Origin of the sequence: Paraburkholderia sp. SIMBA_054 (assembly GCF_046534875.1) — a bacterium.
Taxonomy (GTDB): Bacteria; Pseudomonadota; Gammaproteobacteria; order Burkholderiales; family Burkholderiaceae; genus Paraburkholderia; species Paraburkholderia hospita.
The window spans coordinates 1-274 of record NZ_JAWRXV010000715.1; the positions used below are offsets into that span (position 1 = coordinate 1).

General features: G+C 52.9%; 1 protein-coding gene. It reads right to left on the minus strand.

Going from position 1 to position 274, the window contains the following annotated elements; translation table 11 throughout:
* Positions 1-274, minus strand: a 274-nt coding sequence (locus SB822_RS56945) for a hypothetical protein (RefSeq protein ID WP_410859084.1), incomplete at both ends; no start/stop codon positions are given.

Genomic DNA, 274 nt, shown 5'->3' on the forward strand with positions numbered 1-274 from the left:
GGCCCCTTCCCAGTGACGTAACGAATTCCTTGGCCGCCGCTGGATTTGTTCAAGATTGCCTCCCTCCGATCCTTGAAGTCCGCCAGCGATCGATCCTGAGGTCCGTTCAGCCCCCCCACCGGGCCGATAAGGCTCAGGCGGTTACCTTCGTTAACGGCAAAGGCTACCGACTGATAATTCTCGCTGTCATCAATCGAAGATGAATCAGAGCCTATCTGCTTTTTTCGATAAACCCATATAGCACGTTTCGATTTTCGCCGAACACAACTCTGGT